The organism is Candidatus Binatia bacterium (genome assembly GCA_036382395.1).
Lineage (GTDB): Bacteria > Desulfobacterota > Binatia > HRBIN30 > HRBIN30 > JAGDMS01.
The window spans coordinates 19,942-28,067 of record DASVHW010000421.1; the positions used below are offsets into that span (position 1 = coordinate 19,942).

Sequence of the window (8,126 nt, forward strand, 5' to 3'; positions counted from 1 at the left end):
CTCAGGACATAGAGGCTGTGAGGAAACGCGTGGTCCGCGACCACGGCGATTCCGCCTTGCGTTGCGCCAAAGAGGCGTAATGCCGGTGGTATAGGCTTCCAGCCTGTACCAGTGAACGTGCGGCCGCACGGCCGCCGGGTTAGTACAGGCTGGAAGCCTATACCACCATTGGCGACCTTCAGCCGCTCACACAGAGTGTGCTGACGAAATCTCATTTGCCTTTCTACCAATTTCCTCACAGACTCTCAGCACTACCGTTGCGGCTGGGCCTGCTGCGCCTGCATTTTGAAGATCAAATCCGTGACGCGCATGGCGATTCTGAGCTTGGCCCCGAGCGCCTCGGTGCGACGATGTTCCTCGTCCAATCGGCTGCGCAGCGCGGTGTTATCGGCGCGGACGGAAGCCGCATCACCGTCGCCCGGGCTCGGGCCGGAGGTGCTGCGGGTCAGTGCCAGCTGACGTTCCAGCTCGGCGGCGCGATGTTGGCTCTCTGCCAGGCTGCGATTGAAGCTCTGCGTAATATTCTGCTTTTCCTCCTCGAGTTCTTGCAAGCGGGTACGTACCTGGGGCGTGTCCCTACTGGCCGCTTCAGTCGCGGTGCGCTCGGTGACAGCCCGCTCCTGCAGGGCACGGAAATCCCGCGCCAGCCGTTCCCGGGCCGCACGCTCGTCCTCGAGTGCGGTGCGGAGCTGCGCCACTTCTTGCTTTGCCGCCGCCAGGTCGGCATCGATGGCGCCGCTTCGTTCGTACGGTGGCGCCGAGGTTTCTTCCTTCAAGCGCGCCAACTCCGTCTCGACCTGTTTGCGGCGCTGCTGCTCGTCAGCCAGCGCCGCGCGCAGCCCGGCCATGGCGCCGGCGCTTTGCGCCTCGGCCTTACGGTGAGCCCGCTCTGCTGAGGCGGCACTGGCCGCGGCGGCTTCGCCCGGCGGCGCAGGGCTCTTGCCCTCTGCCGCAGCAGGGCCACGCGCCGGGCCGGCTGCCACCGTGCGGCGGGAGGCAACGACCTCGTCAAGTGTGGCTTGCAGCTCGCCTTCGTGCTGCCGCAGTTGGGCCACTTCGCCGCGCAGGCGCTCGACCTCCTGCAAACGCTGCTCGAGTTGTTTCTGCAGGGCGGCGCTGCGTTCATGCTCCCGCGCCAGCACCTGGCCGAGCACGTACACGCGGCCCGAAACCATGGCGCCGGAGTGATAATCCATGTCGCCGGAGGTGACGCCAAGGACCGGGGCGGGCGCGCCAGGGGTCAGCGTTGTACACGACCACAGAGCGGAGAGCAGCAGAACAGGGCAGGGGAGAAGCGTCCACCGCTTCAGGAACAGCGCCTCGCTCCGTGGCATTGGCGGGACGCTACCGAGTTCGGCCGACTTTGTCCAGCATGCCTCTTCAAGCCGCTGCTGCCGGCAATGCGATCTCGACGTATTCGGTTTGGCACGGTGCGCCGGCGGCATGCCACATGCGAAAGCGCCGTTCGCGGGCCGCATACAGCAACACAGTCGAAGAGCGCGTGCCGAAGCGTTCCGTGTGCACGCAGAGATTGTTGGGAGGACCGTCCGCGCGCGGATCGAGCGGGGTGGAGTGATCCGACAGAATGGTGCGCAGTCCTCTCAGAAATCGGTCAAGTGAATCCTGCGCCAGGGCGCTACGGACGGCATCGAACAGGCGGTAGGACTTGGCGATGCGGGGACATTCCGGGTCGTTCAGCTCCAAGTTGGTGAGCAGGTGTAGTCCCGGATCGAGCCCGGTTTCGACCATGGCGCCGCTGCTGTTCCCCATCACGCGGGCCGCGTCCGGGGCGGCGATGAGAAGATTGAACGGGTTGTATGAGTTGCCAGGATCGCGGCGCACCCGGTCGCACGCGGTCGCGACCGACGGCTCTTGCAGGACCTCCAGGCAGAGCAGACCGCGTGAGCGCCGGTTCGGGTCGGGTGGCGTGCTGGTGCGCCGGTTCAGGATTCCCGCCACCATGTCATGCGCGTTCACTCCCAGCCACGTGCCGCCGGCCCGCACGTCCTGGCCGGCAACGACCCAGGGATCGTGGAGCAGCCGCAGCGGTGGAGTCGCCGGACGCTCGTAGAACTCGTCGCGGTTGGCGGCCACCACCACGGGGAACTCCGGACTCGTGTGGAAGTAGATCGCCAGCGTGCACACGCGAGGATTATTCGCGCATCACATCCGTGGAAGCAAGGTGAAGCGCGGTCGCCCAATCTCAATTGTCTTCAGAAAGGTGCTATGTTAGCGTTTCGATATGCCCCCATCAGACGGACATTTCGCATCCATCGAGGATGTGATGGAGCGCTTCGGAAAGCAGAAGTATATCTGCAGCCGCCGCCTCGCCACGGTAGTGTACCTCGCCAGCCGCTTGGAGAAGCCGATCCTGGTGGAAGGTCCCGCCGGCGTCGGCAAGACCGAGCTCGCCAAGGTGCTGGCGCAAGCGCTCGGGCACGACCTCATCCGCTTGCAGTGCTACGAAGGTCTGGATGAAGCCAAAGCGTTGTACGAATGGGAGTACGCCAAGCAGCTCCTGTACACGCAGATCCTGAAAGACAAGATCGGCGAAGTCCTCGGCGGGACGACGTCGCTGCAGCAGGCAGTCGACCGCATCGCCAAGGAGGACGACGTCTTCTTCTCCGAGCGCTTCATTCTGCCGCGCCCGCTGCTGCGCGCCATCTCCGCCCCGACCCCGACCGTGCTGCTCATTGACGAGATCGACAAAGCCGACAGCGAGTTCGAAGCGTTCCTACTCGAAGTGCTGAGCGACTTTCAGGTGAGCGTGCCGGAACTCGGCACCCTACGCGCCAAACACATTCCGCTGGTGGTGTTGACGAGTAACAACGCGAGAGAGATGTCCGACGCCCTGAAGCGCCGCTGCCTGCATCTCTACATCGACTTCCCCGCGGCCAGCCAGGAGCTGGAGATCGTGCGTCTCAAAGTGCCCAACATCTCCGCGGTCCTGGCGCAGGAGGTCGTCAACGTCGTGCAGCGTATCCGCCAGATCGATCTGAAGAAGACCCCCAGCATCAGTGAGACACTGGACTGGGCCAAAGCGTTGACCTTGCTGAACGCCGATCGGCTGGACGAGCAAATGGTCAACGACACGCTCAACACCGTCCTCAAATATGAAGGCGACATCCGCAAGGCGCAGGACGAGCTGAAGGACTACCTGCAGAAGCAGAAGGCCAAGCTGCCGCCCGCCGGAACGGTGGAGAGCGAGAAGGATCTGCTGCATTGAGGGTAGGGGCGCGGCCTGCTGCGCCCCGGCGGCGGAAGATCGCGCCCTGATGGACGATAAGATCGTCGCCTTCACCACGCTGCTGCGGCAGAACGGCCTGCGCGTTTCGGTGGCAGAGGACATGGACGGGTTCCAGGCTCTGCAGTGCATCGGACTCAGTGACCGGGTGGCCTTCAAGGACGCCTTGCGTGCCACCATCATCAAGCGGGCGATCGACGCCCCGGTATTCGACGAGCTGTTCGACCTCTACTTCAGCGGCATGGGCGGGATGCTCAAGAGCAGCGCGGACTCGCTCATGTCGGCGCTGGAGATGAGCGCAGCCGAGTTCCAGCAGCTGCTCGATGCTCTGGCCGACATCTTGAAGGGCCTCGACATCGAGCTGTCCGAGCTGGCACAAGCGCTGTTGAGCAACAACACCGGCCAACTCGAGCGCAGGCTGCGTCAGGCCGCGGCGGCGGCGCAGGTGCAGAACATCCAGCGCCCGTTCCAAGAAGGCCGCTACAGCCACAGCATGGCGCAGACGCTCGGCCTCGGGCGGCTCTCGGAGGAACTGGACGCACTGAAGGAGCAGTTGGGCGACGCCGCCGTCGATCCGGCACTTCTGCAGCAGCTCCGGCGCCTGATCGATCGCCGCCTGCAGGATCTGACCGACATGATCAAGCGGGCGGTGCGCATGGAGCTGGAGAAGCAGGACCACACGCTACGCCAGAACCAGCGCATGCAGAGCCTGGCGGAGAAGAGCTTTTATTATCTGTCGGAGGACGAGATCCGCCGCATGAAGGAGGCGGTGACCAAGCTGGCGCAACGCTTGAAGAACGCGGTGTCGATCCGGCGGCGGCACGCCAAGCGCGGCAAGTTCGATCTGCAGGACACCTTGAGAAAGAACCTGCAATATGGCGGCGTACCGTTCAAAATCCAGTTCGACCACCGCGTCCGCGACAAACCGCAGGTGATCGTCCTGTGCGACGTGTCGGACTCCGTGCGCAACGTCTCACGCTTCATGCTGCAGTTCGTGTACTCGCTGCAGGACCTGTATTCTCGCGTGCGCAGCTTCATCTTTGTCAGCGAGGTCGGGGAAATCACGCAGCTCTTCGAGGAGCAGGACATCCACGAAGCCATCGAGCAATCGCTCAGCGGCGGTATCATCAACGTCTTCGCGCACTCGGATTTTGGGCGTGCCTTCCGCAGCTTCCACCGCGACTACATCGCCGCGGTGAACAACAAGACCACGGTCATCGTGCTGGGCGACGCCCGCAATAACTACAACCTGCCGCAGGAGTGGGTCTTGAAGGAGATCCAACTGCGCGCTAAGCAAGTCATCTGGCTCAATCCGGAGAATCGCCTGACGTGGGGATTCGGTGATAGCGAGATGGATCGGTATCTGCCGTTCTGCGATCTCGTCGAAGAGTGCCGCAATCTGAACCAGCTCTACCGCGTCATCGATCGCCTCGTGAGCTAGGCGCGCGCAGGGATTGACGTCGAGAAATGTTTCTGGGCAAAATGATCGGGGTGACGGTTGAAGGAGCACGTCATGAGCTTTGAGGATTCAATACTGATGAGCGTCGGCGGGCTCACGCTCGATCCGGTCACCAAGACGCCCATCGTCATCCTCAAGGACCGCGACAACAAGCTCAACCTACCCATCTGGGTCGGCTTGCTTGAAGCCACGGCGATGGCGACAGAGCTCGAGGGCATCAAGATGGCCCGGCCCATGACACACGACCTCCTGTGCAACGTCCTCACGGAACTCGGTGCGACAGTGGATTGCGTGGAGATCACCGACCTGAAGGACAATACCTACTTCGCGCTGATCCATCTGCGCATCAACGGAACGCAGCACACCATCGATGCGCGTCCTAGCGACGCCATTTCGCTGGCGTTGCGGACAAAGAGCCCGATCTACGTCAGCAAGCGAGTGATCGAAACGTCGAGTGTGCTGCAGCAGGCCGAGGACGCCAACGAGACCAACCTCTCCAACGTCTCCCGCGACAAATGGGCGGAGATCCTGGAGAAGATGTCGCCGGGTGACTTCAAGTACAAGATGTGACTCTGCCTGCAGGTCCGACGCCAGCCAGGCTTTCCTCTATCCGCCGCTATTAAAATATGGCCAGACAACGATTTCGACGCAAAGACCTGAAACGTCCCGATGAGTTCGTCACCCACGGCTGGCAGGTGCTGACCTGGGCATCGGAAAATGCCCGCCTGATGTCATGGAGCCTGGCAGCCGCCGCGGCGGTCGCGCTCGTGATTATGGGGGGCATATCCATCCGCAACGCCCGCAGTCGACAGGCGAACGAAGACCTCGGTCGCGCCCTGGCTGACTTCCAGGCCGGGAACTACACGCAGGCGGCAACCCAGCTCGCCGAGGTCGCCAGCCGCTGGCAGCCGGCACCGGCCGGCCGCGTCGCGTCACTGTACGCGGCCAGCGCCGACTTGAAGTCCGGCAACATCGACAGCGCGACCGTGGTGCTGCAGGATCTTCTCGCTGCGCCGGACTGGCCCTCGTACTTGCGGCAAGAGGCCTTGGTGGATCTTGGTCTCGGGCTCGAGCGCAAGGCGGACATGGCCAATGCGGCGGCACGCTATCAGGAAGCCGGTGGTCTCGACGGGCCGTACAAGGCCGCCGCCGTCCTAGGCGAAGCGCGGTGCCGGGAGCAGCTGGGGGAGAAGGACAGAGCGCGCGAGCTGTACCAGGGCTTCACGCACGATTTTCCCAACGCTCCCGAGGCCGAGATCGCGACAGGCAAACTGCAGTAGTTGCCGCCGCCGTCTTAGTTTACATAACGTATCTTATCAGACGTTCGACCCGTTGCGGCCGGGTGGCCCTGTTTTCGAACTGTGGTCATGCGGGCCGGGTTCCTGTTCCTTTCCCTAGCGGGATTGTCCTCCGCGCGCCGACCCTTTGGCTCGGATGGACCGGCGTCCGTTCGCCGTGGTCTCTTACCGCGAGTCAATCCCGGTCGCTTGACGCTGGGACGTGACGGGAACGTACCAGACATGAGCTTGGTGGAACCGCCAATTGACGACGATCAGCCTGCCCCTGTGGCAGTCGTCGCGTTTTAGAATCGGCCTATAAGTTGCTAAGTTCGTGGCCATCAAATGACAGCGCAGCCAGGACTCGGGGTAGCAACCTTCCGGGACGATGATCTTATTCGCTTCAACAACTGGGTGTGGATCACGCGCCTACGCTCGATCGCCGGACTCCTGGGACTGGCGATCCTTCTGACGTTGATTGTCCCGTCGGCCCCGCCTCTCGGTCCCATAACCGTAGTGGCTGCTGCCGACCTGGCGGTATCGCTCCTGTACCACCGTTGGCTGCGCGCGCGGCGCTACCTCCGGCTGCTCGCCTACGTGCAGCTTACGGTTGACACGCTCGCCATCCTTGCCGGGCTGTTCTTTGTACAGGAGTCTGCGGTGCTGTTTCACTTCCTCCTCCTGCTGCCGATCGTGCCGGCAAGCATGATGGAATGGCGCTGTGGCGCAATCATCGCGACAGTGGCCAGCGTCGGTCATTTACTGCTGCTCTGGATCAACGGTACCGCCGCCCTGGTTTCGGTGTCCGGCCTGCTGCCACCGGCCTGCTTCTTCTTGGTCGCGAGCCAGTCATTGTTCTACGCCCGGCACTTGGCCCAGAAGAACAGCGAGCTGGAGCTCGCCGCGGAGTCGCTGAACCAGTTCAATGCCCGCTTGGAAGAGGAGCATGCCATTTCCGCGGCGCTGCTGCGGGCGGCGCAGGCCCTGACGACCTCGCTCGATCCAGGTGAAATCCTGGGTCGCTTGAATGATGTTGTTCGAAGCGCCCTGCCCTGCGACTGGAGCGTCACACTGTTGCGTGATGGGCAGCGCAACATCTACCGGGTGGCGGCCGTGTCCGCTACCGAGCCGGACACCATCGAGGAGGTCCGTAACTTCGAATTCCCGAGCGATAGTGTCGCGCTCTTCGCTGCGGTCACTCAACAGGGGCTGGTTATGGTGGAGAACCCTGATTCGCTGCTGTTTCCAGGCACGATCATGGACCGCTGGCACGTGAGCTCGTTCGTCTGCGCCGATCTGCGGCACGCCGGTTCCTCCATCGGCATACTTGCTGCCGGCTTCACCGAACGGACGGGACCGTGTTCGGCGCGTGAGGTCCGCTTGTTTCGGAGCATCGCCCAGCAGGCCGTGGTGGCACTGGAGAACGCGCGGCTGGTGGAAAGTCTGCGGGCTGCGAGCCGCCTCAAGTCCGAATTCATCGGCACCATGTCGCACGAGCTGCGTTCCCCGCTCCACGTGGTCATCGGATACGTGGACCTGCTGATCGATGAAGATATGGGCGCCATCTCCGGCGAGCAGCGTCATGCTTTGGAAAGCGTGCGGCAGCATGCGCTCCAGTTGCTGGAGCTGATTCAGGAAGCCCTCGACATCAATCGATTGGAAGCCGGCCTCTTGCCTCTCGACATCGAGACCTTCACCGTGCACGAGTTCCTCAATGATGTGAAGGACAGCATTCCTACCGACTGGACAAGACCCAATGTCCACTTGATGTGGCACTTCGACCAGGCCCCTGTCCTCATCCGATCGGATCGCGTCAAGCTCAAGAAGGTCTTGCGCAACCTGGTACAGAACGCCCTGAAGTTCACCGATCAGGGGCACGTCACCATGCAGGCGTCGGCGATTGACGGCTGGGTGGATTTCGCCGTGACCGACACCGGCATCGGCATCAGCCCCGAAGCGCTCCCGTTCATTTTTGATATGTTCCGTCAGGTCGACGGTTCCACCACACGCCGTCACGGTGGAGTGGGACTGGGACTGTACATCGTCAAGCAGCTGGTGCGGGCGATCGGCGGTGACATCAGTGTCACCAGCACCCCCGGAAGCGGCTCCACCTTCCGCGTCCGCCTGCGCCGCAGCGAATGAACAG

General features: G+C 62.9%; 7 protein-coding genes. 5 read left to right on the top strand and 2 right to left on the bottom strand.

The features are described from left to right. Positions 1–251 precede the first annotated feature (251 nt). Together VF515_20695 and VF515_20700 are read right to left on the bottom strand one after the other, a co-directional pair. Positions 252–1,334, bottom strand: coding sequence for a hypothetical protein (locus VF515_20695; GenBank protein ID HEX7410045.1), 1,083 nt, complete (start codon positions 1,332–1,334; stop codon positions 252–254). Between the two features lie 46 nt (positions 1,335–1,380). Beyond that, positions 1,381–2,145: an NRDE family protein gene (locus tag VF515_20700; protein ID HEX7410046.1), complete on the bottom strand. Its 765-nt coding sequence runs from the start codon at positions 2,143–2,145 to the stop codon at positions 1,381–1,383. A 97-nt stretch (positions 2,146–2,242) separates the two neighbouring features. On the opposite strand from VF515_20700, the gene VF515_20705 reads away from it, so the two are divergent. The 5 genes from VF515_20705 (at position 2,243) to VF515_20725 (ending at position 8,122) form a co-directional block, all read left to right on the top strand. Further along, the gene (locus VF515_20705) at positions 2,243–3,226 is read left to right on the top strand and encodes a MoxR family ATPase (protein ID HEX7410047.1); all 984 of its coding nucleotides are present in this window, start codon (positions 2,243–2,245) and stop codon (positions 3,224–3,226) included. Positions 3,227–3,275: 49 nt separating this feature from the next. Then, positions 3,276–4,685 (top strand): VWA domain-containing protein, encoded by a 1,410-nt coding sequence (locus VF515_20710; GenBank protein HEX7410048.1) that lies wholly within the window; start codon positions 3,276–3,278, stop codon positions 4,683–4,685. Between the two features lie 72 nt (positions 4,686–4,757). Further along, entirely contained in the window at positions 4,758–5,273 is a 516-nt protein-coding gene (locus VF515_20715) for a bifunctional nuclease family protein (protein HEX7410049.1), read from the top strand. A 56-nt stretch (positions 5,274–5,329) separates the two neighbouring features. Beyond that, positions 5,330–5,983, top strand: a complete 654-nt coding sequence (locus tag VF515_20720; protein HEX7410050.1) for a tetratricopeptide repeat protein — start codon at positions 5,330–5,332, stop codon at positions 5,981–5,983. Positions 5,984–6,325: 342 nt separating this feature from the next. Then, positions 6,326–8,122 carry a HAMP domain-containing sensor histidine kinase gene (locus tag VF515_20725; protein HEX7410051.1) on the top strand — a complete coding sequence of 599 codons (1,797 nt, stop codon included), beginning with the start codon at positions 6,326–6,328 and terminating at the stop codon, positions 8,120–8,122. Positions 8,123–8,126: the final 4 nt, after the last annotated feature.